Annotated in this window: 22 protein-coding genes and 2 tRNA genes; 12 read left to right on the top strand and 12 right to left on the bottom strand. The window is 42.0% G+C overall.

The annotated features are described in order from the left end of the window. Positions 1 to 10 precede the first annotated feature (10 nt). Complete coding sequence (locus AAFF35_RS06055; protein ID WP_342331511.1) at positions 11 to 406, top strand: nuclear transport factor 2 family protein; 396 nt, start codon at positions 11 to 13, stop codon at positions 404 to 406. A gap of 139 nt (positions 407 to 545) precedes the next feature. On the opposite strand, the gene AAFF35_RS06050 is transcribed toward AAFF35_RS06055, so the two are convergent. Both AAFF35_RS06050 and AAFF35_RS06045 read right to left on the bottom strand, forming a co-directional pair. After that, positions 546 to 944 carry a hypothetical protein gene (locus tag AAFF35_RS06050; RefSeq protein ID WP_342331510.1) on the bottom strand — a complete coding sequence of 133 codons (399 nt, stop codon included), beginning with the start codon at positions 942 to 944 and terminating at the stop codon, positions 546 to 548. A gap of 38 nt (positions 945 to 982) precedes the next feature. Continuing rightward, on the bottom strand, positions 983 to 2,368 hold the full coding sequence (locus tag AAFF35_RS06045) for an MFS transporter (protein WP_342331509.1): 1,386 nt from the start codon (positions 2,366 to 2,368) through the stop codon (positions 983 to 985). Between the two features lie 94 nt (positions 2,369 to 2,462). Between AAFF35_RS06045 and AAFF35_RS06040 the strand changes: the two genes are divergently transcribed. The 10 genes from AAFF35_RS06040 (at position 2,463) to AAFF35_RS05995 (ending at position 12,575) form a co-directional block, all read left to right on the top strand. Further along, positions 2,463 to 3,326 (top strand): AraC family transcriptional regulator, encoded by an 864-nt coding sequence (locus AAFF35_RS06040; RefSeq protein WP_342331507.1) that lies wholly within the window; start codon positions 2,463 to 2,465, stop codon positions 3,324 to 3,326. Between the two features lie 112 nt (positions 3,327 to 3,438). After that, on the top strand, positions 3,439 to 6,645 hold the full coding sequence (locus AAFF35_RS06035) for a chemotaxis protein CheB (protein ID WP_342331505.1): 3,207 nt from the start codon (positions 3,439 to 3,441) through the stop codon (positions 6,643 to 6,645). Between the two features lie 162 nt (positions 6,646 to 6,807). After that, positions 6,808 to 7,668, top strand: coding sequence for a helix-turn-helix domain-containing protein (locus AAFF35_RS06030; RefSeq protein ID WP_342331504.1), 861 nt, complete (start codon positions 6,808 to 6,810; stop codon positions 7,666 to 7,668). Between the two features lie 160 nt (positions 7,669 to 7,828). Continuing rightward, positions 7,829 to 7,901: transfer RNA gene (locus tag AAFF35_RS06025), tRNA-Gly, on the top strand. 51 nt (positions 7,902 to 7,952) lie between these two features. Continuing rightward, positions 7,953 to 8,037 (top strand) — tRNA-Leu (locus AAFF35_RS06020). Between the two features lie 242 nt (positions 8,038 to 8,279). Continuing rightward, on the top strand, positions 8,280 to 9,044 hold the full coding sequence (locus AAFF35_RS06015; RefSeq protein WP_342331502.1) for a glycoside hydrolase family 11 protein: 765 nt from the start codon (positions 8,280 to 8,282) through the stop codon (positions 9,042 to 9,044). A 129-nt stretch (positions 9,045 to 9,173) separates the two neighbouring features. Next, positions 9,174 to 9,698 (top strand): hypothetical protein, encoded by a 525-nt coding sequence (locus tag AAFF35_RS06010; RefSeq protein ID WP_342331501.1) that lies wholly within the window; start codon positions 9,174 to 9,176, stop codon positions 9,696 to 9,698. Positions 9,699 to 10,119: 421 nt separating this feature from the next. After that, complete coding sequence (locus tag AAFF35_RS06005) at positions 10,120 to 10,758, top strand: class I SAM-dependent methyltransferase (protein WP_342331500.1); 639 nt, start codon at positions 10,120 to 10,122, stop codon at positions 10,756 to 10,758. A gap of 214 nt (positions 10,759 to 10,972) precedes the next feature. Beyond that, positions 10,973 to 11,311, top strand: coding sequence for a hypothetical protein (locus AAFF35_RS06000; protein WP_342331499.1), 339 nt, complete (start codon positions 10,973 to 10,975; stop codon positions 11,309 to 11,311). 19 nt (positions 11,312 to 11,330) lie between these two features. After that, positions 11,331 to 12,575 carry a hypothetical protein gene (locus AAFF35_RS05995; RefSeq protein WP_342331497.1) on the top strand — a complete coding sequence of 415 codons (1,245 nt, stop codon included), beginning with the start codon at positions 11,331 to 11,333 and terminating at the stop codon, positions 12,573 to 12,575. A gap of 56 nt (positions 12,576 to 12,631) precedes the next feature. Here AAFF35_RS05995 and AAFF35_RS05990 read toward each other — a convergent pair whose 3' ends face one another. The 9 genes from AAFF35_RS05990 to hxlB form a co-directional block, all read right to left on the bottom strand. After that, entirely contained in the window at positions 12,632 to 14,794 is a 2,163-nt protein-coding gene (locus AAFF35_RS05990) for a c-type cytochrome domain-containing protein (protein ID WP_342331496.1), read from the bottom strand. 9 nt (positions 14,795 to 14,803) lie between these two features. Next, positions 14,804 to 15,829 (bottom strand): hypothetical protein, encoded by a 1,026-nt coding sequence (locus tag AAFF35_RS05985; RefSeq protein WP_342331494.1) that lies wholly within the window; start codon positions 15,827 to 15,829, stop codon positions 14,804 to 14,806. Positions 15,830 to 15,837: 8 nt separating this feature from the next. After that, positions 15,838 to 17,289 carry a DUF1501 domain-containing protein gene (locus tag AAFF35_RS05980; RefSeq protein ID WP_124578914.1) on the bottom strand — a complete coding sequence of 484 codons (1,452 nt, stop codon included), beginning with the start codon at positions 17,287 to 17,289 and terminating at the stop codon, positions 15,838 to 15,840. Positions 17,290 to 17,292: 3 nt separating this feature from the next. Further along, complete coding sequence (locus tag AAFF35_RS05975; RefSeq protein ID WP_342331493.1) at positions 17,293 to 19,611, bottom strand: PSD1 and planctomycete cytochrome C domain-containing protein; 2,319 nt, start codon at positions 19,609 to 19,611, stop codon at positions 17,293 to 17,295. Positions 19,612 to 19,721: 110 nt separating this feature from the next. After that, positions 19,722 to 20,903: a DUF418 domain-containing protein gene (locus tag AAFF35_RS05970; RefSeq protein ID WP_342331492.1), complete on the bottom strand. Its 1,182-nt coding sequence runs from the start codon at positions 20,901 to 20,903 to the stop codon at positions 19,722 to 19,724. Between the two features lie 69 nt (positions 20,904 to 20,972). Then, positions 20,973 to 21,479 (bottom strand): DUF302 domain-containing protein, encoded by a 507-nt coding sequence (locus AAFF35_RS05965; RefSeq protein WP_342331491.1) that lies wholly within the window; start codon positions 21,477 to 21,479, stop codon positions 20,973 to 20,975. A gap of 180 nt (positions 21,480 to 21,659) precedes the next feature. Next, complete coding sequence (locus AAFF35_RS05960; RefSeq protein ID WP_342331490.1) at positions 21,660 to 22,592, bottom strand: AraC family transcriptional regulator; 933 nt, start codon at positions 22,590 to 22,592, stop codon at positions 21,660 to 21,662. 275 nt (positions 22,593 to 22,867) lie between these two features. Further along, positions 22,868 to 23,503, bottom strand: a complete 636-nt coding sequence (gene hxlA / locus AAFF35_RS05955; RefSeq protein WP_342331489.1) for a 3-hexulose-6-phosphate synthase — start codon at positions 23,501 to 23,503, stop codon at positions 22,868 to 22,870. A 56-nt stretch (positions 23,504 to 23,559) separates the two neighbouring features. Then, positions 23,560 to 24,135: a 6-phospho-3-hexuloisomerase gene (gene hxlB / locus AAFF35_RS05950; RefSeq protein ID WP_342331487.1), complete on the bottom strand. Its 576-nt coding sequence runs from the start codon at positions 24,133 to 24,135 to the stop codon at positions 23,560 to 23,562. Positions 24,136 to 24,310: 175 nt separating this feature from the next. Here hxlB and AAFF35_RS05945 point away from each other — a divergent pair, with 175 nt between their 5' ends. Then, positions 24,311 to 25,165, top strand: a complete 855-nt coding sequence (locus AAFF35_RS05945; RefSeq protein ID WP_342331486.1) for a helix-turn-helix domain-containing protein — start codon at positions 24,311 to 24,313, stop codon at positions 25,163 to 25,165. Here AAFF35_RS05945 and AAFF35_RS05940 read toward each other — a convergent pair. Beyond that, a complete protein-coding gene (locus AAFF35_RS05940) occupies positions 25,142 to 25,744 on the bottom strand; it encodes a cyclic nucleotide-binding domain-containing protein (RefSeq protein WP_342331485.1) in 603 nt (200 codons plus the stop codon). The genes AAFF35_RS05945 and AAFF35_RS05940 overlap by 24 nt on opposite strands. Positions 25,745 to 25,835: the final 91 nt, after the last annotated feature.

The following is a 25,835-nucleotide window of genomic DNA, read 5'->3' as shown; positions in this document are numbered from 1 at the left end:
TAAAAACAACATGAAAAACGAAGCAAAAAGCGTAGTTAGCGCATTCTTAACAGCAGTACAAAACGGTGATAATGAAAAACTGGCCACCTTGTTACACCCATCGGTTACCTGGAGTCAGCCCGGAGAAAATCAAATCTCAGGAATCAAGAAATCTAATGCGGAAGTCTTCCAGATGGTAGGGAAAATGTTTGAACTTTCGGCCAATACCCTGCGGTTAACGGACATCACTATGATCGGTGCAAATGGCAATAAAGCATCCTGCGTTTTACGTTGGACTGCCAGTCAGCCGAACGGGAACACCATGGAAGTCGACAACATTGACGTCTATACTGTAGAAAACGGACAAATCGTCCAGGCAGAAATCTTTTCTGCAGATCTGGAAAAGGAAAACGAGTTTTGGGCTTAATTGAGTGAAACACGATCCCCAGTCTCTACCAACTAAACACTTTTAAATTAGCTTAAAAGTGTTTAGTCATTTCAATCATTTTGTTTTAAAAAAAAGCATTACCCTTTTTTCGATGGGGTCTATTTTATGGCAGGAAGTTCTATGGAAGGAAGGTTTCGTGTAGATTCCACCATTGCAGCTGTCCGTTTTCGTTCTGCACAAACAAAGCCGTTGAAATCCGCGTATTGTCCATACCTCCTCCGCTTTGTGTCTCTACATATTCCATTAATAATCCTCCTCCCTGTTCAAAACGCAAGCTGACGTTTTTTACTTCCAGGACAATGCCGGGCTTTGCGCCATAAACCGAAGGCAACCAATCCGCCAGATCACTGCGGCTCTTGTAAGCTCCTGTAGGACTGATCATCTTAAAGTTTGCATGAAAATTATGTAATGCCAACATTGCTTCTTTTTCATTTGGGCTCATCTCTCCGCGAAACCATTTCCCAATCTGCTCATGGAAATGAACAATTTCATGGATGGCCAATTCGTTTAAATTCATATGATTAATATTTACTGTTTTTATCGGTTATGAAGCAATCATGACCGTTTCATTTTTATTCCATAGTATAACGCCGTTAATTCCAGTGATCCCAGTACAAGGAGCGCAATTATAAAAGCATTCGTATAACTGCCAACGAACGGAAGAATACTGAAGAATAATGTTCCGATCACCGCAACTCCCAAGGCACTGCCCAACTGAATGGCCGTACTTACAATGCCTGCCGCCAGGCCAGCGGTGGCGATGGGTATATCTGCCAGAACCATTCTCACCACAACCGGCATCACAATACCATGACCTATACCAGCGCACAATAAAGCGCCATATAAAAACTCGCCTGGTAATGGATCATACCACAATACTCCCGCCGACAGGATAAATCCGATGCTCAATAAAGACAGTCCGATGGTCAGTACATGATCCTTATATTTCTTCGCCAATACCGCGCTAAGCAACGGCCCTATAAAGAATCCTGCCGCATAAGGCAATACTGCCAGACCTGCAGACAACACCGTCCAATGAAAGCCACTTTGCAAATAAACCGGATAGATCATAAAAAAGGAAGCGGTATTGTTAAAAAGAAAAATAACTGCCAGTCCTGTGACAAATCTCTTGTCCTTAAACAACTTTAAATAGATTAAAGGGTCTCGCCCCAGGGCAGTAACGCGTTGTTCTGTACGTATAAACCAGAGTCCAAAAGGCAAGGACATCGCCATGCAAATGAATACCCAGAGCGGCCATCCAGCCTCCCTTCCCTTGATTAAGGGATAGATGAACAGGAACAAAGTAATAGAAATGAGGACCACACCGGGTATATCTAGCTTAGGTCTTTTTTCTGGCCGGTTTTCCGGAATAACGAGCAAGGCCAGCACAATGGCGATAAGGCCGATAGGAACATTAATCAGGAAAACCGTTTCCCAGGTTAGTCCGAAGGGTTGCCATTCCAGTAAGACTCCTCCGCAAAGCTGTCCGGCGATAGCTGCCAGTCCGAAGGTAGCTCCAAATAAACCCATCGCCTTTGGCTGTTCCATTGCCGGAAAGATCACCCTGATGGAGGAAAGCACTTGTGGGGCCAGCAATGCTGCTGCCAGGCCTTGTAAGATCCTTGCAGCAATCAGCACTTCCGCATTTGAGGCCATTGCACAAGCAGCAGAAGTCAGGGTAAAGAGACACATTCCGGTCATAAAAATGCGCTTCCGACCATATATATCTCCTAAACGTCCACCAGTCACCACAAAGACCGCATAAACAGCACCATACCCGGTAACGATGAACTGAAGCTCGGAACTGCTGGCATGTAAATCCAGTTGCATCGCCGGTAAGGCCACATTTACGATAAAGAAATCCAGGGGGGATAAAAAGGCGCCCATCAATAATACCGCCAAGGCCTGCCAGCGGGCGGAATAAGGTATTGTGCTGTTCATTTCTGCCATATCAATTCATTCAGGGCACAAAGGAAGCACTAATGTCCGGGAGATAAATTGGACTTTAAAAGGATTATCCTGTACATTTGCCGAGATGTATACCAAGGAAAAAAAGCAGCCTTTTGACCTGTTTCTACTGGAAACAGCGGTATGGAAGGGCCCTGCCGTACACCAGGTGTTTGAACTGGCATATGTGATCTCCGGAACGGGAAAGGCATTGATCAATGGAAATACCCACGATTATTCCGATGGTAAAATATTTCTGCTCAGTCCACAAGATAAATACTCCTTTGAGTTGCAGTGCAAGACCCATTTTCTTTTTATCCGCTTCAATGACTTATCCTTCTCTCAGTTTAAAAATGAAGTAGAGGCGTTGGAATTCTGCGACTGGACAAAGAAGGCGCAATACCTCTTCAATAACCTCCATGCGAAAGCAGGATGTGTATACCGCAATCCAGACGATGAACAGTTTGGGAAAGCACTCCTCTCGGCCATCATCCGGGAATACCAACAGAAAGAAGCCGGTTATCTGCTCGTCATCCGGCAGTCTGTCTCTACCTTAGTGAATATTCTTGCCCGTAACATTTCCTTAACGGAGCCTCCGAAATTGCGCAGGAAAACACCAAAGAACGACATCATTCAGATTGTTGCTTATTTACAGCAATACATTGCAGAACCTGAGCGTCTGAGAATCAAAGCCATTGCCGATCATTTTAATTTCTCCCCAAATTACCTGGGAGAACTTTTCCGGGAACGGACCGGAGAAAGCATCCAGGAATATGTGATCAATTATAGGTTAAAACTGGTAGAAACCAGACTTGCCCATAGCAATATGAGGATTAGCGAGATCGCAGAAGAACTCAATTTCACAGATGAAAGCTATTTATCGAGGTTATTTAAAAAACATAGGGGAATTACTCCGGGCGCTTATAGAAAGCAATTGACCAAGTCGCTTTAAAACACGAATAAACGGCTCATTCCCGGAATTATAATGATATATTTGATCTGCTCCTTTGCCCATTCTACCGGGAAACTGATCTGATGCCCTAATTAATTCTAAAAATCATACCATGCCTACAGTTAAACCTCACCATATTATTGCAATTGGTGCATCCGCCGGCGGCCTTGAGGAAATCAATTCTTTCTTTGACCACACCCCTTCGGATGGCGTGTCTTATATCATTATTCAGCATTTATCTGCAGATTTTAAAAGTAGGATGGTGGAATTATTGGCCAGACATAGTAAGCTTGAAGTGAAACAGGCGGAAGATGGAATGACCGTAAAATGTAATAAGGTATACCTGATCCCGAATGATCAATTGATGACCATTCATAACAACAGGTTACACTTAACTCCTAAGAAAAAGGGAAGCGCTACTCACCTTACCATTAACATTTTCTTTAATTCACTGGCCATTAACAGTCAGGAAAAGGCAATTGGGATCGTTCTTTCTGGTTTGGGCACTGATGGTACAGAAGGGATTAAAGCCATAAAGCATGTGGGAGGAATGGTGATCGCCCGAAATCCGGAAACTACAGCCTATGCCAGCATGCCTTCCAAAGCAATTGCAACGGGAATGGTGGATTTCATTCTCGAGCCGGAACTCATGCCCAACGTTATTGAAGATTACATCAAACATGGAGGAGAGCTGCTGTACGACAGTCAGGAAGACAAGAAGAATATCGTGGCCATTGTTGACCTGATCAAGGAAAATTCACTTCTTGATTTTTCAGAATACAAACAAACCACTATTATCAGAAGAACAAAAAGAAGAGCGGCTTTCAGTAATTTCAATACACTTGAGAGCTACCTTGATTTTCTAAGAGCAAACCCGGAAGAAGTAGAGGCCCTTTCAAAAGATTTTCTCATTAGTGTCACCTCTTTTTTCAGGGATAAAGGAGCGTTTGACTATATACAAAGTAAGGTCTTGCCTGATATACTGGAAAAACTTGTTCCCGGAGAAGAACTAAAGATCTGGATTGCAGGCTGTGCCACCGGGGAAGAGGTCTATTCCATGGCTATCCTGATCGCTGAACTGCTGACCGGAAAATTTGCGGATACGGTGGTCAAAATATTTGCGACAGATATAGACAGTGCAGCCCTCGTTCATGCAGGTAAAGGGATCTATAACCAGGCCATCGAAAAAGAGGTATCTCCCGAGCGTCTGGAAAGATATTTCATAGCAGATAGAAACAGTTACAGGGTAAAGTCGGAGATCCGAAAAATGGTCATTTTTGCACAGCATGATCTCGTAAAAAACCCACCTTATTGTAACATGCACTTTATCAGTTGCCGCAATTTACTGATATACATGACTCCCATCCTGCAGAAAAAGATCTTCACCATGTTACTCTTCGGACTAAAAGTAGATGGGTATTTATTCCTCGGTTCCAGTGAGAATCCGATTCCCATCATTAAAAATCTGGAAGTGGTAGACAAAAAATGGAAGATCTACAAGAACCTGGAAACAAAACGAACTGTTCGTTTTGATACTTTTTCCCTTCCCGAATTGTTAGATACGAAACGTGCACCCTACCTGCTTTCCAGGGAGGAAGGATCTAAAAATACCAATCAGACTTTAGCGGAAGCAGTCAACAACAAACTCACGGAAGAAATGGATTCCCTGATTATATGTATTGATGAAAATAACCATGTCATAAAGACCTATGGTGATACAACCAAATATTTATTACAAAAGAACTTCAACTCAAATCTTGCAGAGCTTTTACCAAAAACGCTTGCAGTAGCCCTAAACACCCTAAAAGCCAAGAGCCTAAAAACCAATAAAAAGGTAACGGTTAACGGCATAAAAATAAAATATGGACAATTGCCGCTCAGTGTGAGTCTGTCTGTTAGCCCGCTTGTGATCAAAAAAGAGGAACAATTGTTATTTATGGTTACTTTTAATGAAGATAAATCAAGTACTGGCCCCATTCCCAATGACATCGCATTTGACGAAAAACTATACCTCAACCAATATATTCTGAATATTGAAGAGGAGCTGAAAGAACTTAAAAACAAACTTCGCTCTGCCTATGAACAGCTGGATGCGTCCAATGAGAACATGCAGTCTTTTAATGAGGAACTACTTTCGGCAAACGAAGAGATGCAGAGTACCAATGAGGAAATGCAATCTGTAAATGAAGAACTGGATACCATTAATTCCAATTATCAAATCAAAAATAAGGAGTTGCTGGAAATTAATGACGACCTGAATAACTATTTCAGGAGTAACATCAACGGACAGCTTTTTATTGACAATGAGCTGCTCCTGATGAAATTCTCACCGGGTACAGTACAACAAATCAACTTATTGGAGAGTGATATTGGGAGGCCGATCAGTAATATCTCCACAAATATCAAATTTGAAACGATCATAGATGACATCAGGCAGGTCCTGGTAGAAGGAAGCATCATTACCAAAGAAATTGAGACCAATAATGGCAAATGGTATCAGATCATGACCATGCCTTATATACAGGCGGATAATAAGAGCAATGGTGCCATCATCACCTTCAACGACATTACGGAACTGAAAAGAACCCAGCACGAACTGGATAAGAAAAACAAGAGTCTCTTGCGGATTAATGCCGATCTTGACAATTTTGCGAATACCGCTTCTCATGATCTTTTAGCGCCATTGGGCAATATAGAAGTCAGCATTAGCATGATGAACAAAAAAGTCACGGACCCGGATCTCAACAAGTTTCTAAGCATCATCAATTCCTCTGTTAAAAAATTCCGTGCGCTTATTGACGACATTGCCATCGTTGCTAAACTGGAAAGCGACATGATCACCATGGAAACGGTAGACCTTGAGGAAATCATAGACAATATCGAATGGAGTCTGGATGACAAGATCAAATCATCCGAAGCAGTCATCATCAGGGATCTGAAAGTTCAGCATGTTTTATTTTCAAAAAAGAACCTGAGAAGTATCTTATACAACCTGATTTCCAATGGAATTAAATTTAAGGGGGATAAACATCCTTCCATATGTATTAAAACCTACAAAGAGGACGATACCGTCATATTATCCGTAGAAGACAATGGAATTGGCATGTCTAAAGAAGGTCTGAATCGTATTTTTGATATGTACGGCAGATTGCATCAGGATATTGAAGGCCGGGGTATTGGTTTATATCTTGCTAAAAAAATAGTCGATGCAACGAGTGGTAACATTACTGTAGAGAGCCAGCCAGGAAAAGGAAGTAAGTTCATCATCAGCTTTAAAGCAGAGCCTGAATATTTAACTATAGCTCCTGTCCCTCAATAGCCAGCACCTAATTTTTAACCCTGTTCTGTTTCTACTCAAGAGAAAGGTTCTTGGAAAAACCAAGAATTTATCATCGATGATATTCTTCCTGATTTAAGTAATTTTGTGTGCAGCAGTTGACAGATCGGCCCTAATCCAAGGGAGGATAAAATGCAGAGCAGTATGGAGGAAAAGCATTTTGATTCCAATTTATTTGAAGTTGAAGCACCACTCAATGGTGTTTTAAGTCATTTTTACCATTTTGAAACTTCTGCAACAGCGGAGACAATGATCAAACACCTTTCTCCGAATTTTGAGATGTTACTGATTTTCAATTTCGGCAGCCCCATCCGTTTTTCATTTAATCAGGAAGAAATTGGAACAGCGCGCATTTTACGAACCGCAGCAATAGGCCCGCTAAGAAAGCTATTGAATTATGAATTGGCTCCCGGAACTCAGGCAATTGTAGCAAATTTTACCCTCAACGGATTTTACAGGCTTTTTAAAATCCCCATGAATGCGCTCGGGGCAGGGGAAGTTTTTGATCCGGATTTCCTCATCGATAAAACCTGTTTCTCGGAGCTTTGGGAAAAGCTGGCCGCATTGAAAGAGCTAAGAGAACGGATTCAGCTCCTAAGTACTTATACTGCTCAGTTTATGGAATCGAATGATTCCGCATCGCAGCCTTTACTCGAAGCTGCCCCCTATTTTCACAATCCAATGGTTCAGCCCGTGAAAGCAATCGCTGCGGAAACAAAACTGACGGAGAGAAGTATTCAGCTTCGTTTTCAAAAATATGTAGGGTATTCACTAAAAGAACTCCTCAGGTTTTTGAGATTTAAAGAGGTAATCCATCAAATCATGAATCAAGGAAATGAAAAACTCAATTTATTTGAGCTGATTCATACGCATGGCTACCATGATCAGAGCCATCTCATCAAGGATTTTCAGCATTATTTAGGTACTACGCCGCAGAAATTCTTAAAAGAAATGCTCGGAAAAGGATTTTGTATCCCAAAAAGCGATGGTCATACACCGGGATGAAAAGCCTAATTGACGCAAAATGATCATAAAAACCTTTAAAAAGGGGCATTCAGAAAAAAAATATTAATTTTTATTGCTTGAAATCCAGTCCATTCGGTAAAATCTTGAAAAGAGAGTATGGAAAAATGAAAAGTATATCTATCTTCGTGACGTCATCAACGCGAAAGTAGCTCAGTTGGTAGAGCACGACCTTGCCAAGGTCGGGGTCGCGAGTTCGAATCTCGTCTTTCGCTCTAAATGCCTTCATCACATGAAGGCATTTATTTTTAAAAGGTTAATCACCTGCTCAGATGGTGGAACTGGTAGACACGCAGGACTTAAAATCCTGTGACCTTAAAAGTCGTGCGGGTTCGATTCCCGCTCTGAGTACTGGACGGGAAAGAGTTGTAAAATCAACATCTTTCCCGTTTTTATTTACCGCTATTTTTTTGTTAATCTGATAGATAAGGATCGGATCCCCCAAACGAGAATTTCCATTTTGAGTCAAAGCCGGGCAAACCTGATCAGTTTAGCAACGTGTGAACATTTGTGTAACAAATTTGCTGATTATTAGCAATACTCCATTTCCAAATGTGTTTTTTTTGCTTCCCTAACCAATATAAATCCCTAGTATGAAAAAACAAAACTCACTAACAAGAGTAACCAGGAAGGTTGCTTTTGGCGTTACTGCAATCATTGTGCTTGCAGGCTCCACAATGTTAACAAGCTGTAAAAAAGAGAAGGCGAAGCCTGAGGTAGTTGCGGTTGAACCTCCTTCCAAAGGCAAAATCACGGAAGAAAGCTACCAATCCGGCACACATAACGGCTTCTTTTGGTCACTTTGGAAAATTGATGGCGCTACCGGGACAGTTAATTATGCAAATGGTGCGGGCGGAAATTACAGTGTTAACTGGAACGGATTTAATGGCAATTTTACCTGTGGCAAAGGTTATTCTGTAGGTTCCCCATCCTACAAAATAGGATACAATCTTAGCACTTATTCAAATTCTGGCGGTGGTACTTTCGGCTGGTATGGATGGAGCAGAGGCCCTTACTATGAGTATTATGTAAATGAAACATGGGGTGCAGTGTCACCTCATACCGGCACTTATCTGGGTACATTTGAAAGCGATGGCGCAGGTTATAACGTATGGACCCGTTGGATGACAGGTAAAAATATTGACGGTGGTGACGGTTTCAGACAGATTTATAGCTCCAGGGTTACAAAAGTTCCTACCGGACAAAATCGTGTCATTACTTTTGCCAACCACTATAACAAATGGCAAAGTTTAGGGTATACCCTGGGTCAGTTGAATATTCCCGCTATTATGGTTGCAGAGACATGGGGCTCTAATACCAATGGCAATATCAACTGCACTATTTGGGCACAACCATAAATACTGGTTTAAATCAATAACAGACACTTACTGCCTGGCAAAAAGCCGGGCAGTATTTAGTGCAGGTATTTCCCGTTATCTACCTGGATTAAGAATGCCTCTTTTAACTTTATTTAACAATTAATCATAATGAGATCAATCCTTTATTTTCTTGCTTTTTTCATTTTTGCGCTTTCTGCCTGCGATTCACCGAATCTTAAAAAGACAGCAGGAAATAAAAAATCACTAACCGGAAAATGGCATAGATTTTCTATGACAAATGGATATAGTGAATTTGATATTGATTCGCAATACATAGTTTTCTATAATCAGAAAGTTGGCCGGTTCAGGCTTCCTTATAAAATAGAAAATGATTCCTTGAAATACCTTACGAGTCCGTACGCGGCTAAAATTACAAACTATGGTGATTCCGTACTTCTTGAAGGCAACGACAGTACTAAAGCTACTTTACGCAGGTTTAAAGAACCGAATGCTCCTTTTAAGACAATTCCTGAAGAAAAAGATTCTTTATCATTTGTATCCTACATCACAGATTTCGATAAAAGATTAATCCGGGAGTTTGAGAAAGCCGGAATAAAGATTTCTGATGGCATGGAAAAGCCTGAGGAGCCTGCATATGAAGAACTGTTAAAAAAAAAGATCAGTAACAAATAGAAAGACGACCTAAGTTAGCTTCCCAGGCTAAGTACAAACTTCAATTACGAATTGATAAGAAGCCTGCAAATTAATGATTTGCAGGCTTCCTGTTGCTCCCCCACTTCCAAATCATACACGCCCACATTACCTTGCATCGAAATCCTCAGTCCACCCTATCATAAAATTCAGATTTATAGGTTTTTACAAAACAAATTGTCTCGAAAAATGCTTCTATTTAACTTTGTCCCGAAAAGTACAGTGATCACCTTAAATAACAAATCCGGGCAAACCACTACCATTTAAAAGATGATCAAATAAGTCGTATCTTACCTGTTAATCAGCACAATGACAAAGAGATACGGGTTGAGCGTGCAGGATACCCGTAAACCAGGCGCGAGAGTAGTCCAAATCCGGTTGGTATTGGAAAATAATGAATAATATGAATTCACAGGAGAAAGTATTAAGCTGTTACAATAAGGTAGCCGACGATTATGCAGCTGATCGTTGGGACGAACTCTCAAAAAAAAATCTGGACCGTTTGTTATTGACAGAATTTGCAGCTGTGAATAAAGACAAAGGGCAATGTGCCGACTTTGGCTGTGGTCCCGGACAAACAACAAAATTTCTATACGAAAATGGTATAAAAGACATCGTCGGCATTGACCTGTCGCCAGCTATGATTAGCGCCGCCCAAAGGCTTTCTCCTGAGGTTCGATTTGAGACCGGCGACATGCTGAACATCGCCTATCCGCCAGAATATTTTGGAAGCGTACTTGCGTTCTATTCCATCGTACATTTTGATATTGAACAGGTCAGAAAGTGTTTCGGAGAAATAAACCGGGTATTGAAGACCGGGGGGAGTTTTTTATTTTCCTTTCACGCAGGAGATCAAATCGTTCATTTTGACAAAGCTCATGACAAAGAAATCGATATTGATTTATATTTTTTTCAAACAGATGATATCATAGAATTACTCTCTGGAACGGGTTTTAATATCATTGATGCCATAGAGAGGCGCCCACATGAAAGCATGGAATATCCGACCAGGAGAGCCTATATCTGGGCGGAGAAAATTTAACCGCCATCTCAGGAAACTTGGTTTCCCTAACCCTAAAGTACAGATTTAAAATATTTTACCTAAATTCTTTGAAATACAAAGTACTTTTATTTAACTTTGTAACGCAAAGTACTTTTATCTAAATCAGAAAAGGAATTAAAAAGCAGTAGAGAAAGTACAAAGCACAGCAAATGGGAATAAAAACAAAACTTAATAACCAATAAAACTAAACATCATGACCCAGAGAAAAAATTTAACGGCTCAGTCGGTTCATCCGGTTTCATTAGGCGGCCGGCTCCTGCTCGGCGCAGGAATTGCTTTAATTCTAATCACGGTTTTTCTACTTCAGGTTAAGGGGGCAAACCCGGAATGGGGAGAATTATGGATGCTTAGACCTTTGATTATAGTACCCCTCGCAGGCGCAATGGGTGCTGCATTTTATTTCTTTATGGACCACCTGCGTGATGAAGGCGGCTGGAGAAAAATATTGGCCAATGTATTAAGCCTGGTTGTATACCTCATCGCGTTATGGTTGGGTACGGTTCTGGGATTAGATGGCACTTTGTGGAATTAAACTAAAAAAGCACACCATCATGAAAGACGAAATAATCAACCATCTAAACGAGCCCGGACACCTTGAAAAGATGTACCGTAGCAACAAGTTAACTTTTAAACGGGAGTTCGGTTTACTATATTCAGAACTTAAAGGCAATCCAATCGCTGATTTCTGGAATGAAAGACTCAATTACAAAAGCGATGAAAGCTATAAAGGCACAGGAAAGGAGTTATTATTTATTATCATTGCTGCCCTGATCGCAGGTCTTATTGCAAAGTTGCCGGCATTTCTAGCTTTAAATGAAGAATCTTTTTATCAAAGGAACGTCGGTTTTATCATTTTTCCGGTGTTATCTGCTTACTTTGCCTGGAAGAACAAATTATCAACCGGAAAAATCGCCTTCATTGCGGTCACCATTCTTGCTGGAATCCTGTTTATCAACCTTTTACCTCAGGTTAAGAAAAGCGATACCCTGATTTTATCCTGTATTCATCTACTCTTGTTTTTATGGTCCATATTGGGTTTTGCTTTTGTGGCAGAGCATAGAAATAACGACGAGAAGCGGCTCAGCTATTTAAGGTATAACGGAGACCTGGTGGTGATGACCACACTAATCCTGATCGCAGGTGGCCTGATGACTGCCATAACCATTGGTCTTTTCTCTCTGATTGGCTTTAATATCGAAAAGTATTATTTTGATTATGTGGGGATTTTCGGGCTTGCCGCTGCACCAATTGCAGGCACCTATCTTGTCCAGACCAATCCACAACTGGTCGGTAGAGTTTCACCTGTAATTGCCAGACTATTCAGTCCTTTGGTATTGGTAATGCTCATCATTTATCTGCTGGCTATCGTTTATTCAGGTAAAAGTCCTTATACCGACCGGGAATTCTTACTCATATTTAATGCTTTATTAATCGGTGTTATGGCCATCATTTTCTTTTCCATTGCCGAAACGGCTAAGAACACTGCAAATTATGCGGAAACCTGGGTTCTCTTTCTGCTATCTATTGTTACCATCGTGCTCAATAGCATTGCGCTTTCTGCCATTTTGTTCCGGATTTCCGAATGGGGAATCACTCCAAACAGAGCGGCGGTGCTGGGTGGCAATGTTTTGATTTTGATCAACCTGATTTTGGTAACCCTGAAACTTTACAGGGTGCTTTCCAAAAAATCCGACCTAAATGGGGTGGGAAAGGTTATTGCTTTTTACCTGCCTGTTTACTGCGTATGGACCATTATTGTCACCTTTATATTTCCGTTTATATTTGGCTATAAATAAAAAGACAGTGTGCATTATAGGTTGAGCCTCGTCATTCAATATCATCAGTTCTTCCCTTAATTCAAAAATATTTCATCGACAAACAGCCATGCTGGCTCCCCTTTACCCGGATGCCAGTTCGGAAGTACTTTCAGATTTTTAGCAACGATCTTCAGATAAGAAATACCTTGCGCTTTAAATTTCGCTTCGACTTTTACCAATGCCCGTTCCGCTCCATTTTTGGTCGCTTCCGGTTTTACTTTACTCAATAGGCGAAGGTTGTTTTTCTCCGAACCTCCCCAGATCTCGACCTCTGTTGGCGGAAAAATATACGTGGGCACCAGCCTCATTACATTTAAAACCACGGATTGTATCATTAATGGTTGCTTGAAAAAGAATAAGGCCTCCATATTATTCTTTCTAAAACCTACCCATTTTCCGGAATTGATCTCATAATCTCCTAACTGGTGATCTGACAGGGTTTTGGATGCTCCGGCGCTATATTTATCTTCAGGGGGCAAAAGAAACTGGATCGTGTCTGCCTGATAACTGCTCTTATAGAAATTAGCGCTAAAGGTCTCACTGCCATACCAGCCTGATTTATACGCTTTCGCTTTTAAGGTTGTATTTTCTTTAATCAGAACCGACTGATCAAATAACTTCGATTTCAGGCTGTCCGGCTCTGTTCCATCTGTAGTATAGCGGATTTGAACGCCATTGATCGGATGTTTCATCTGCAAAGCAAGCGATGTTTTGAAAACAGTAACGTCTGTGGTGACGCGTGGCTGATTTAACCGGATCGGATGTTTACCATCATCTTTAAAACCGGAAATCACTGCGATTTTAGGATTCGCTTTCTGCAATTGCTGCAGATCAGCTTCGCTCAGTCCGGTATTCCATAACATCAGCTTTTTAAGGCTTTTGATATTGCCGATCTGTTTTACAAAACCAGAATTCAGCTTCGTTCCTGATATAGAAAGCGTACGTAAATATTTTAAGGCCTGCAGCTCTTTTAAACCCGAGCCTGTGATATTGGTAAAATTCAGGTTCAGTTCTCTCAGATTTTCAAAGCGCGCAATTGTTTTCAACTCCTCATCACGCACTGGCAATCCTTTCAGATCCAGGGAAACAATTTGCTTTTTAACCTCTTCCAGTTCTTTTACAGCCTCTGGCTTATATTCACTTCTGTTATAAATATTCACCGCCAGTGCCGGCGATTCCTTCGCCACTGCATATACAATCCGGTAATTGTTGTTCAGTTTTTTAACCGCACTTTCATCCGCAGCTGCAAAGGCATACTTTTCTTCAGTAGTTTCCGATGGTGCCAGGAAAGTAGTCGCCAGGACCCTTAAAGAATCGTTTACAGGCAAATCAACCACTTTTTTCTTCAGCTCTGCATTTCCTTTAATCCATAAGCGCAAAAGCGCGATTTCTTCATTGCTCAGCTGGTCTTTTCCTTTCGGAGGCATGTGTTTTTTATCCTCCATGGGCAAATGGATCCGTTCCAGGAGCAAGCTGATTTCGGGTTTCCCGGGAACAAATAACTTCCCGCTTTTCCCTCCTTTAAGCAGCGCGGATACATTGTGCATCATCAAACTTCCTTTTGCCTTTTCCAGATTATGACAACTTAAACATTTTTGAGAAAAGACAGGAAGGATGACATCTTCAAATACCCTGGCCTCCGCTACAGGGACTTTAGGCAAAGCTTCCGCTCCTGTTACAGATTCCAGCACGAAATTGTCTCCGTGTGTTAAGGAGGCCCCATAGTGGCCTGCAAGAATGATACATAAGGTAGTCGCGATCGCTCCTATCCTGGCCAGCTTAACCTTATACCAGGAAGTATTTCTACACCAGTAGACGATGGAAGCCACAAAGACGATGCTTACCCCTGTCCATTTATGCCATTGGAGCAGACTTCCGGAATAGCCATCTTCTTTCGACAAGAACAAGCCCATGATCACTGTCAGCGCCGAAAAAAGCGTTCCCGAAAGCAATAGACCGGAAGTAAAATTCTGATACAACGGTTCTTTAAGATAAGCTTCTTTAAACCGGAAAAACTCCAGTAACATCGCCAGCATCAGGATGACAATCGGGAAATGCAGGATCATTGGATGCATTCTTCCAAAAGGCTGCAACCAGTAGGGTACTCCTATTTTATCCTCAAAAGCAAGTAAAAAGACAATAAAGACAATAGCTGCAAACAAGACATGCTCCGCAAAACCTTTAAAAGTAATCCTCATAAATAAAAATTATACCCTTGTAAATTTATAAGGATAGACTTTCCCCGAAGCCCATTGTGCGACATACAGGTTTTCATCATTATCAACACAGACATCATGCGGGTTTAACAAAATCTTTTCTGCCTGCGACATGGGCTGTAATATCCCATCTTTATATACCGGTTCGGTTCCACCCAGATTGGAAACCACTTTGTTATTTTTATCCAGGATTGTCGTAAAACCACTTCCTTCTTTGTTCAGGTCCGGCGAACGCAACACAGCAGCATAGAGGTAGTCATTTTTAATCACCGGTCTGCAAACACAGGCTCCCGGAAGCTGGATAATTTCCTTCAGGTTACCCTGAAGATCAAAACGTTTAAAACAATTCCTTGTGCGATCGGTCACCAACAAAGAAGGGGTCCCCTGACGCTTATCGATACATACACCATGGGCATTGTCCAGGTGTTTTGTTTCCGACCCTCTGCCACCAAAATAGCTGAGTAATTTTCCGTCGGCACTATAGTGAAAAACATATTGCAAGCCATAACCATCAGCAATAAAGAAATCTCCATTGTCAGCCACCGCTGTCTCGGTCGGCACAAACTCCTCCTTTTTTTGATACAAACCTGTCTCCATAGGACATTCAATCGTCATCAGAATTTTTCCATCGAGGCCTGTTTTATAAACCTGATGTCTGTTCGTATCCGTGATAAAAAGATAGTCCTTACCATTTTCTTTTGCCAGGGTAAGCCCATGTGCTCCCGGAAATTCATGTCCCCAGGAATCCAGCAATTTGCCCGATTTATTATAGATTAGGATATTGTTTTTGGTCTCATTAGTTAGTAAAATGATTCGTCCTTTTGAATCCTGCACCATTTCATGACAATCGTTTACCGGATTTTTCAAAGGGTTGAGCTGTCCCCATTTTGTATCCAGTCGGTAACGCATATCGTTATGCCCGTAAACAGGTCCCCCTGGCTTTGCAAACAGGTCCTTTGCAATAAAAAAGCTGGCTGAAATCACAGCAGTATGTTTTATAAATGTTCTTCTTTCCATAAAATATTTTAGATTAAAATGTCTTTTACGACCTTACCAGAAACATCCGTCAAGCGGTAACGGCGCCCCAAATGTTTAAAAGTCAGTTTTTCATGATTCAGTCCCAGCTGATGGAGCACGGTAGCCTGGAAATCATGTACATGCACAGGATTCGAAATGACGTTATAGCCAAACTCATCCGACTCTCCGTATACGATGCCCGGTTTTACGCCTCCTCCGGCCATCCAGATGCTAAAACAACGCGGATGGTGGTCTCTTCCGTAATTGTCTTTGGTCATCTTCCCCTGACTGTAATTGGTACGGCCAAACTCGCCACCCCAGATCACAAGTGTTTCATCCAGCAATCCCCTTTGTTTCAAATCGGTAATCAACGCCGCCGAAGCCTGATCCACATCTTTCGCCTGTCCTGCCATTTCCGAGGGAAGGTTTCCATGCTGGTCCCAACCCTGATGGTACAACTGAACGAAGCGCACCCCATTTTCACTTAATTTTCTCGCCAGCAAACAATTGGCGGCAAAAGTTCCCGGCACCAGGCAATCGGGGCCATAAAGTTTAATGATATCGTCGGGTTCTTTACTGAGGTCTGTAATTTCCGGTACTGCAGTTTGCATTCTGTAGGCCATCTCATATTGCTGGACTTTCGCACTGATTTCCGGATCACCAAATTCCTGGTAAGAGATCTCGTTTAATTTAGCCAGATGATCCAACATTTTTCTTCTTTCAAACCTGTTTAATCCTTCGGGATCTTTCAGGTAGAGTACCGGATCTTCGCCACTGCTAAATTGTACGCCCTGATGGGTAGAATCCAGGAATCCATTGGTCCAGAGTTTGGAATAAACTCCCTGGCCATTGCCCTTACCCCTGGAAAGCAATACCGTGAAAGCAGGCAGGTTTTTATTTTCACTCCCCAGGCCGTAACTCAGCCATGCGCCCATGCTCGGCCTGTTGCCTTGCTGGGCACCCGTTTGAAAGAAAGTCAAGGCCGGATCGTGGTTGATCGCCTCGGTATGCATGGATTTGATGATACAAATATCGTCCACTACCTTCGCTGTATAAGGGAACAGGTCACTTACCCATGCCCTGGAATCACCGTATTGTTTGAAATCATAGTAGGAACCTACCAAAGGAAAAGAAGCCTGATTGGCCGTCATTCCGGTCAGGCGTTGCCCGGCACGGATAGACGCAGGAAGTTCCTGCCCCATCATCTCCCTGAGCTTAGGTTTATAATCAAAAGATTCCAGCTGTGAAGGCGCTCCGTTCTGAAACAGGTAAATCACTCTTTTCGCTTTAGGTGCGAAATCAGGAATTCCCGGAGGCAGGCTACTTTCGTCCATCCCGCCTGTAAAAAGATCAGGGATCAGTAATGATCCTAAAGCCACACTGCCAAGGCCTAAACTTAGCTTGGACAAGAAACGGCGCCTGTTAAAGTTAAGGCCATGTTCTAAAAAATCCTTTTCCATATATCAGGTTTTTGTAATCGTTTCTTCTAAATTGTAAATGGTCGTCATGACCCCCATCATTGCCGCAAGATTGCTTTTATTAATTTTCTCGGGAATCGGGTACTCCCCTACCGCCAGCACCTTTTCTGCCTTTGATTTTTGCGCAAAGACCTTTAACTGATCTGTATAGTAGGAACTCAGCAATTTGATTTCCTTTTCATTTGGATTCCGGCAAACGATCAGTCGAAATGCTTTAATCACTTTCGCCTCTACCGCAGTATTTTCCTGTAATAATTTTGCCGCCAATACACGGGAAGCCTCCAGCACGGTCGGATCGTTCAGCATTACCAATGCCTGTAAAGGTGTATTTGTATTTAACCGTTTCACCTCACACTGATCCCTGTTACTCGCATCAAAAATGGCCATTGTTGGAGGCGGTACCGTACGCTTAATAAAAGTATACATGCCTCTCCGGTATAAGCTCTGGCCATGGTCCTGCTTATAATTGGCCAGGATGCCACGTCCTGAAGTGGCTGCTTCCCAAAGTCCGCCGGGCTGGTAAGGTTTTACACTTGGCCCGCCGATGGTTTTCACCAGCAGTCCGCTGCTTGCCAATACCACATCTCTAACCGATTCGGCCGGGATCCGGTAACGTGGGGCCCTTGCCAGCAGGATATTTTCGGGATCTGTTCTTAGCTTTTCTGCAGATACGACAGCTGATTGTCTGTAAGTTGCAGAGCTGACGATTTGTTTCACCAAACGTTTGATGTTCCAGCCATGGTTCATAAAATCTACCGCCAGCCAGTCCAGCAATTCCGGATGGGAAGGCAACTCGCCCTGCATTCCAAAATCTCCTGAGGTCTTCACCAGGCCACGTCCAAAAAATTCCTGCCAGACCTGATTCACAAAGACCCTGGAGGTCAGCGGATTTTGTTTATCGAACAACCATTTAGATAACCCAAGTCTATTTTTAGCGTACTGCTTTCCGAAAGGCAAAACCGATTTAGGTGTTCCAGCCTCGACTTCCGTACCATGGGCATCATAGACTCCCCGGTTTAGGATGTATGTTTTTCTTAAAGTATCTCTATCGCCCATCACGGAAACGATCAAACGGCTCGTATCCTGCTTATTGACAAAGGATAAGATCTTTTTAACGTCCTCATTACTGATTTCCATCAAAGGCTTCTTGGCATAGGTTTCCGGTCCTCCAACTGTGGCTTCCAGTCCCACTTCCTTTACATTATTAAAGAAAGCAAATACCTGATAATATTCCTTTTGAGAGAAGGGATCGTATTTATGATCATGACAATGTGCACATTCTAAAGTGACCCCCAATAATGCTTTACCAAAGGCATTGGTCCGATCGGTCACATACTCTACACGGTATTCTTCGTCGATCACCCCACCCTCTTCTGTGATTTTATGGTTGCGGTTAAAGCCCGTAGCGAGCAATTGTTCTTTCGTCGCATCCGGCATGAGATCACCTGCAAGCTGCCAGGTAATGAACTGGTCGTAAGGTATATTTTTATTAAACGCATGAATCACCCAATCTCTCCATGGCCATTGAGAGCGGTAATTGTCGTCCTGATACCCATGGGAATCCGCATAACGGGAAACATCCAGCCAGTGAAGGGCCATTTTCTCACCATATGCAGGACTTTGCAACAACGATTCTACTACTTTCGCATAGGCATTACTGCTGCCATCGGCGAGAAATTTGTCCATGACATCTATACCGGGAGGTAAACCGGTCAGGTCGAGGCTGAGTCTTTTCAATAGCCTTTCTTTATCTGCTTCGGCATTGGGTTTTACCCCTTTTTGTTCCAGCTTTTCCAGGATAAAATGATCGATTTCATTCTTTGCCCAGTCTTCTGTTTTCACTTTAGGGATGGCCGGAGCTTTTGGAGGGTTAAAGGCCCAATGGCGTTCATATTTAGCACCTTGTCTGATCCATTTCTCTATCATAGAAATTTCATGGGCAGTCAGCTTCAGATTAGAAGATTTGGGTGGCATCATCAAGGCGGAGTCGGTAGAAGAAATGCGAAGAAAAACCTCAGAAGCCTCAGGTTTGAAAGGAACAAGCGCATGTGCAGAAGGGTTTTCCTTTAGTGCTTTATAAGCTTCTTCAGCGATATCAAGCCTTAGTCCTGCCTCCCGTTTGTTCGCATCGGGCCCATGACAGGTGAAACATTTATCAGACAGAATTGGTCGGACATGAAAGTTATAGCTGACCTTATCCGGTATCTGCTCCTCAACAACCTGACTGGCCGACGAATTGCAGGCCTGTATGGTATATACAACCGCCACAAACGCCAGCATTAAATAAAAAAGCCTGCGATACATACAAAGATTTATTTGGTTTCTTGTGTTGATCAATTTAATTCCCAACCCTATCCATAAATTTATGATAAAATGATTAAAAATTTGATGGATTTTACAAGGAAAAAGATGGACTATGCTTTGATTTCCTTTACTTTCTTAATCGGTAATCGCTTCCCATAACTTAACTGACGCCAGATCCACTCCATAGGACCATAGTTATAATGGCTTAACCACCATTTGCTAATGAATATCTGGGCAACAAAAACCGTTACCGCAGCCAAGACATAAAACCAGTAGGGTTTCGTATTAAACCACCCGAACCCAACATTTAAAAACAGGAATGTTGCGATCACATTTTGCGTCATATAATTGGTCAGGGTCATCTTGCCCATAAATTGCAATCCAGAAAAAACGGACTTTAGCTTGCCACTGATATAAAGCCAGCAAATACCAGACATGATACTCAGCATGGTACTTAAAATCACCCAAAACCCGGGCCTAAAAAATTTTAGTAGTTTCAACTCATGGCTAGCCGCCATCTTTAACACGACATTTAAGATAATCGCCGCTGCCAGACTGATCCAAAACAAGGTTTTTAATTGCTTTTTAAACTCGGGCAATCTGTCAAAAAAGCCAATCCGCTGGGCAGCAAAACCAAGCAACATACAGGCAAACATCACAATGTGAACAGTGATTGCATATTGGGGATTGATCACTTCCAGGAAATAAGTTCCCTTGAGGTTCATGACAAATACATCAATCCAATTGTGACTGTAATAAAGCGGCAAAATTTTCGCCATCTCTTTACTGTTGTCATAATGAGAAACAGAAGCCAGCCAGGCCGAAACAAAGGGAACAATGAGCAGCAATAAAATACTTGTTCTAAAGGCTGTTTTTGCAGATGCCTGATAAAACAGCAACAATACCAGACCTAAAAAAGCATAGTCTTTTAAAATATCGCCAAACCAAAAGGCAGAATTGATGAAGGCAAGAACAAACAGCCAGAACATCCGTTTAGAAAAAAATAAGAATGGATTTTTGCCTTTCTCTGCGATGTTATTCATTAAGACGGCAAAGCCATAGCCAAATAATACGCTCAGTAAGGTCCATGATTTTGCGGCAAAAAAGTACTGATTTACCAGGGCCAGGACATCCGATACTTTATCCGGAGCATGTTTTATGGGCTTCCCTATGCCAAAGTAATCGACGTAATTTCCGATGGCTACACCAAGCAAGGCCCATGCCCGCAGAATGTCGACTATAACTGTTCTTTCCTTAGACTTAACAGGCTGGATGATTGTACTTTCCGTCATCCTTAAATATAAAAATATTTAAACCATTATTCTACGGGGAAATATTATTTTTTTCAAATTGCATTCGGATTATTTAGCTTTTGCCGCCGCATTCACCAAAGCGGCCAATCCGGCTTCCATCGTTTTTTTAATGCCTTTACTCTTATCCGTTAAGCCATGTCTTTCTGCCATCCAATTGACATCATTATAGTGTAGCCAGACCTTTCCTGTCTCATCTTCCCAAACCAATACTTTTAGCGGCAGGTCAAGGCCGGAAATCTGCTGATCCTGCATCAATATGGTTCCTGCTTTAGGATTTCCGAAAAAGATCAGTTCCGTTGGCCTCAATTGTAAGCCTTGTTTAACCGCATTTTCTGCATGATCCATCCTCAGAAAAACCGTCATCCCTTTTGATTCCACAGCCGCTACCAATCTGTTCATGGTTTCTTTGACTCCATAATCACTCTGTACATTAATCAATCCCTTCCCAACCTTTTTATCTATATGGCTTTCGGGCAGCGTTTTTTTTATTTGCTGGGCAAATGACAGCTGGATAATTAAAGTGGCAAATAACAACAAGCCTGTTTTTTTCTTCATTTCATGTGGTTAAATAGGTAGCATCTAAATGCTATTTAAACATGCAACAGCACGCTTATTTTGTTTGATGATAATGATAAGAAAAACAAACCACAAGAAAGAAATCACGAAGTAATGTAGCTAATTCGTTGCTGCCGAAAAAGTGCAGATCCTAAGGCCTTACCTGCAAATCGCTAAGGTTTAAGTAAGCTGTTGCCCTTTACGATACGATACAGGAGACAGTCCGGTATGTTTTTTAAAGTAATTGCTGAAATGGGCGGATTCAGAAAACCCCAAAAGAAAGGCCATCTCTTTGATTGAAACCGGCGACTGCTGTAATAATGATTTTGCTTCTGCGATTGTTTTCTCTGCAATCCAGGTACCGATGGCTTTTCCTGTTTTGCTTTTCAGCACATGACTTAAATAGTTGGGATGCAGATTTTGAGCATCTGCATATTCCTGAACACGAAAAACCTGGCTTATTTTTCCGGCGCTTAAATCCCGGTAATGTTTTTCAAGGTTCTGTTTAAAAATTTTAACGATCTGAGAACTTCTGTCGCCTTCATAAATCGGGTTATAATCTTTCCAGAAGTATTCTTTTATTTTCCATAACAAGACAACAAACAGGTTTCCTATGATCCTGTTCCGGTACGGAGAAGCTGCTAAATATTCCTTTCGGATCTGCAGGTACAATTGTTCAAATTCAGAGAATGATTCCGGGGCCAGCAGTCTTGGCAAAACTGTTTCCGCCAGGAGAAAAGGAAACTCTTCGAAAACATCATGATGTACATTTTCCTTTAAAAAAGATTCACTGAGGGTGATCAGACAGACCTCCTTCAGGTCCTTCCATTCATGGGATTTATAATGGCCGGGATTGGTGAAATAAATCGTTCCGGGCAAGGTATCGAAAACAAGTTCGTCGGTGGTGTATTGACCATGCCCGTCTTTCACGAAAACAAAAGAGAAAAAGTTGGCCCTGTAAACCGGAGATTTAAAAGGAAGATCCAGGTGAATGTCCTGCAAATGATGAATGGTAAAATCAATTTTCTCATCAATTTCATCTACCGGCAACCCAAAATGAAGGTACTGCTTTAACAAGGAATTAAAGACTGGTTTCTTTTCTGTTTCTTTCATTTGAACTTGCCGGATAAAGCTATTCATCCGCCTATCCAGCCTTAAAAGTAGCAACAAATTCCCAGAATAACTTCTCCCTTTATCCAGAAAAGCCCTTCCTGTTTAAAACCTCAGGTTAACGACGGTCCCGGGACTTTTAAATTCCATACCAATATCTTGTGCAAATGAAAAAGAAACGAGTATATATAACGACTATTAGGAAATAATCAGGATTAAAAAAAAGACCGCCTGAAGATAATTCTCCAGACGGTCAGTTTCAACAATTTATTTATACGTTATGCTACTGCATCAATCGCTTCACGTAAGCCTTTTGCCGCAGCTGCAGGATCTTCTGCACCATAAATGGCTGCACCAGCTACTGCTACGATTGCACCAGCTTTAATTACCGCAGTCACGTTATTGAGGTTTACACCACCTGCAATAGAAACCGGAACACCTGCTTTTGCCGCTTCATCGATCAACACCTGGATGGAATATCCTTCGGTCCATTGCTCATCTAAACCTGCATGTAACTCTACAAACTCAGCGCCCAATGCGATCGCTTCCTGAGCACGTTTAACACGGTCAGCCACGCCAATGGTATCTACCACCACACCTTTACCGTGTGCTTTTCCTGCTTTAATCGCACCAGCGATGGTAGCATCGCCTGCGGCACCTAAAACCGTTACCAGATCTGCACCTGCTTTAAATGCGATATCCGCTTCCAATTCTCCGGCATCCATTGTTTTTAGATCAGCAAAAACGAGTTTGTCCGGATAAGCTGCCTTCATGGCTGTCACCACAGCTAAACCTTCTTTTTTAATGAGAGGGGTACCTAATTCAATAATATCAATATAGGGAGCAATCTTGGCCACCAATGCCAATGCTTCTGTTGTACTCAATAAATCTATTGCTACTTGTAATTTTGCCATAATATGATTTGTTTTTATTTCTATTCCGATTCTTTTCTATTCAAGTTCTTTATTACTTATTCCAGGTTCGCATGTCTTTTCCAAAGTACTGCTGCCGGAACCTCTTTTTCTGCCCACATCGTTTGAAAGATCGCATCGGTAAGCAGCCACAATCCCTGTTCAAATAAGCTTCCGGCATATTGTTCAGAAATACTTTTGCCATGGTCTTCTTTCTGTGCAGCAGGAAGAATGATCGTATGTGCGGCTAATTTTGCCAGGGGCGAATCCAATGTGGTAGAAAATGAAAGCACCTTGGCGCCTACCTTTACGGCCTTTTCTGCAGCGGTCAAAATGGAGGAAGTGGTACCTGAACCGGAGGCTGCAATCAAAAGATCTCCAGCGCCAATTGCGGGAGTCGTGATTTCACCCACCACAAACACTTTCAGTCCGAAATGCATTAAGCGCATTGCGGCAGCCTTTAAAGCTAGTCCAGAGCGTCCGGCGGCAATTAAAAACAGGCGATCTGCACTATACACATAGGGAATAAAAGTAGCGACCTGCGTAAAATCTATCTTTGCCGACAAACTGAGCTGTTCCTTTAAAATCAACTCCATATTTGCCTTGATTGCTATTGAAAAATTCTGTTCTTTCATGATTTCCCCGATCTTTATGGCGCAAAGGTATCTTCAGCAAATCCCTCATCCCTTATACATTCTGCGCATTATATTGGATTATCTGGAAAAAAGACAGGCCCTTTAGAAATAAGTCCACCTGAATGTCCGGATTATCCAATGCACCAACTGCGGATACCTTATATTTGTATCCTCAATGAAAGAACAGACCGTACTTGGATTAGAAAAATCCCTGATCTATATCAGGAACCTGGAAAATTGTCCACCCAGTTACCTCAATGATCCGGGGAGAAAGGATTTCTTTGAAATCGTCTGGTTAAAAAATGAATATCCTTTACATGCGACCAAAGAAGGAGAAGAACTGGGAAACTGGATCTATCTGATTCCCCCTTACCGCGTACATCAATTGAACAAAGCAGGAAAAAACGGCGTTTTACTTTCTTTCAAAAGAGACTTTCTTGGAGAAGAGGATAAAGAGTTTTACCTGGATATCTTTAAGATTTTCAACATTCAGGGAGAGTTCTCCTTTCTGCCACTCCAGCTTGAAAATGCAGCGGAACTGGAAAAGATCTATGCCCTGATGGAAGAGGAATACCTGCTTCAGCAAAACAATTTCTCCATCCTGAAAGCTATGTTAAAAGTTTTTCTGCTGAAACTCATCCGCATTAAGGAACATGTTTTTACCAGTCAGGACCTCAATCAAAAACGGGTATATGAGTTTATGCTGTTACTGGAAGACAATTACCTTCAGGAACGCAATGCGGATTTCTACGCCGCAGCATTAAATTTAAGCTCAAAACGCCTGAATCAGGTGCTGAAGGAAAAACTCCATAAAACCAGCATGCAACTGATCCACGACCGGATCATATTAGAGGCCAAAAGAAAGATCATTCATAGCGAGCAATCTTTAAAGCAAATTGCTTACGACCTGAATTTCACAGACCGGCCTTATTTCAGCAGATTTTTCAAGAAACAAACCGGACAATCCCCTGAAGAGTTTCAGAAACACGCCAGAAATCACATTGCCTCAAAATTCAATACCCTGGTCTGAGGCCTCCTCGTCTACCTGTTTTCTTAACCTGTTGATCAATTGCGGACTAACACCAAGATAGCTGGCCACGTCATTCAAAGGAACCCGCAAGGCGATATCGGGTTGGTCATTTATAAATTCTTCATAACGGAGCGAGGGTTCCATTTCAAGATAGGCATTCCTGATCTGGTTTTTCTCCATCAGAGATCGCTGAATAATTTCATCAATCAATACCTTTAGGTAGGGCAAACGCTTATACAAGCTGATCAGGTTCTTTTTAGAAATCGCCAGGACCTGAACATTACAGACTGCCTGAATCAATTCAGGGGCAGGAACTTCATGGTTAAAGCTATTTAAAAGCGTACAAAACTGATCTGCCGGCAATAAGTAACGGGTCAGTTCTTTCCCTGCTGCCTGATGTACCAGAATCCGGAGAATCCCATCACAGATAAAGAAAAGTTCCGAACAGACCTTCATTCCTCCAAAGAGGTAACTCCCTTCGGGAAAGGTTTTATACTCAAATTCAGCGGAAATCAATTCCTGATCTGCTTCGCGGATTGGCTTGTACAATTGGAGAAAAGAGATCAGCTGGTTCGACATCAATTCAAATATCTATTTTTTTATGGTAAAACCATAATCTGTAAATCTTACATTTCACTGTTTATACTATTTTGTATAAACAGTGAAAGAG

This window comes from Pedobacter sp. FW305-3-2-15-E-R2A2, from assembly GCF_038446955.1.
GTDB lineage: Bacteria > Bacteroidota > Bacteroidia > Sphingobacteriales > Sphingobacteriaceae > Pedobacter.
Note: the sequence above shows the minus strand (reverse complement) of the source record. Positions and strands in the feature narration are given on the sequence as shown.

What these genes read in the sequence shown, in the direction of transcription:
- AAFF35_RS05975 (WP_342331493.1), bottom strand. Translation starts at nt 19,611, where the DNA reads ATGTATCGCAGGCTTTTTTATTTAATGCTGGCGTTTGTGGCGGTTGTA.
- AAFF35_RS06045 (WP_342331509.1), bottom strand. Translation starts at nt 2,368, where the DNA reads ATGAACAGCACAATACCTTATTCCGCCCGCTGGCAGGCCTTGGCGGTA.
- AAFF35_RS05980 (WP_124578914.1), bottom strand. Translation starts at nt 17,289, where the DNA reads ATGGAAAAGGATTTTTTAGAACATGGCCTTAACTTTAACAGGCGCCGT.
- AAFF35_RS05940 (WP_342331485.1), bottom strand. Translation starts at nt 25,744, where the DNA reads ATGTCGAACCAGCTGATCTCTTTTCTCCAATTGTACAAGCCAATCCGC.
- AAFF35_RS06030 (WP_342331504.1), top strand. Translation starts at nt 6,808, where the DNA reads ATGGAGGAAAAGCATTTTGATTCCAATTTATTTGAAGTTGAAGCACCA.
- AAFF35_RS06015 (WP_342331502.1), top strand. Translation starts at nt 8,280, where the DNA reads ATGAAAAAACAAAACTCACTAACAAGAGTAACCAGGAAGGTTGCTTTT.
- AAFF35_RS05945 (WP_342331486.1), top strand. Translation starts at nt 24,311, where the DNA reads ATGAAAGAACAGACCGTACTTGGATTAGAAAAATCCCTGATCTATATC.
- AAFF35_RS06035 (WP_342331505.1), top strand. Translation starts at nt 3,439, where the DNA reads ATGCCTACAGTTAAACCTCACCATATTATTGCAATTGGTGCATCCGCC.
- AAFF35_RS05995 (WP_342331497.1), top strand. Translation starts at nt 11,331, where the DNA reads ATGAAAGACGAAATAATCAACCATCTAAACGAGCCCGGACACCTTGAA.
- hxlA (WP_342331489.1), bottom strand. Translation starts at nt 23,503, where the DNA reads ATGGCAAAATTACAAGTAGCAATAGATTTATTGAGTACAACAGAAGCA.
- hxlB (WP_342331487.1), bottom strand. Translation starts at nt 24,135, where the DNA reads ATGAAAGAACAGAATTTTTCAATAGCAATCAAGGCAAATATGGAGTTG.
- AAFF35_RS06055 (WP_342331511.1), top strand. Translation starts at nt 11, where the DNA reads ATGAAAAACGAAGCAAAAAGCGTAGTTAGCGCATTCTTAACAGCAGTA.
- AAFF35_RS05990 (WP_342331496.1), bottom strand. Translation starts at nt 14,794, where the DNA reads ATGAGGATTACTTTTAAAGGTTTTGCGGAGCATGTCTTGTTTGCAGCT.
- AAFF35_RS05960 (WP_342331490.1), bottom strand. Translation starts at nt 22,592, where the DNA reads ATGAAAGAAACAGAAAAGAAACCAGTCTTTAATTCCTTGTTAAAGCAG.
- AAFF35_RS06010 (WP_342331501.1), top strand. Translation starts at nt 9,174, where the DNA reads ATGAGATCAATCCTTTATTTTCTTGCTTTTTTCATTTTTGCGCTTTCT.
- AAFF35_RS05970 (WP_342331492.1), bottom strand. Translation starts at nt 20,903, where the DNA reads ATGACGGAAAGTACAATCATCCAGCCTGTTAAGTCTAAGGAAAGAACA.
- AAFF35_RS06005 (WP_342331500.1), top strand. Translation starts at nt 10,120, where the DNA reads ATGAATTCACAGGAGAAAGTATTAAGCTGTTACAATAAGGTAGCCGAC.
- AAFF35_RS06000 (WP_342331499.1), top strand. Translation starts at nt 10,973, where the DNA reads ATGACCCAGAGAAAAAATTTAACGGCTCAGTCGGTTCATCCGGTTTCA.
- AAFF35_RS05965 (WP_342331491.1), bottom strand. Translation starts at nt 21,479, where the DNA reads ATGAAGAAAAAAACAGGCTTGTTGTTATTTGCCACTTTAATTATCCAG.
- AAFF35_RS06040 (WP_342331507.1), top strand. Translation starts at nt 2,463, where the DNA reads ATGTATACCAAGGAAAAAAAGCAGCCTTTTGACCTGTTTCTACTGGAA.
- AAFF35_RS06050 (WP_342331510.1), bottom strand. Translation starts at nt 944, where the DNA reads ATGAATTTAAACGAATTGGCCATCCATGAAATTGTTCATTTCCATGAG.
- AAFF35_RS05985 (WP_342331494.1), bottom strand. Translation starts at nt 15,829, where the DNA reads ATGGAAAGAAGAACATTTATAAAACATACTGCTGTGATTTCAGCCAGC.